Consider the following 353-nt stretch of genomic DNA (forward strand, 5'->3'; position numbering starts at 1 on the left):
CTGTTCGCTGACTCCGAGGATGTGGGCGGTGTCACCGGTGGCGGCCTCCCGCAGGGCGCGGCGGGTGTGATGGTCGACTTCGGCGGCGTCAGCTTCTCGGGCTCTGCGGTCTTGGTAGGCCAGCAGGCCGGTGAGGGCTTGGGCTTCGGTCTGTCGGGTGGTGATGATCAGTGCTCGGGCATGGGAGAGTTCTGGTTCTTGGGCCAGGTGCGCGGCTCGGGCGGGCCAGAACACGGAGCCAGCCGCACCGTCGTCGCCGTGCTGGCCGTGCTGGCCGTGCTGGTCTGGGTGCTGGTTCACCCCGTCCTGGTCTTCCATGTCTCCCACGCTATCCACCTCCTCTGACGTCTCTG

General features: G+C 68.0%; 1 protein-coding gene. It reads right to left on the minus strand.

The window, feature by feature from the left end:
• Window positions 1–318 (minus strand): hypothetical protein (locus tag SD455_RS16685; RefSeq protein WP_445508756.1); only part of this gene is annotated, 318 nt, incomplete at its 3' end.
• Window positions 319–353 lie beyond the last annotated feature (35 nt).

The sequence above is a fragment of the Nesterenkonia sp. K-15-9-6 genome (assembly GCF_052656005.1).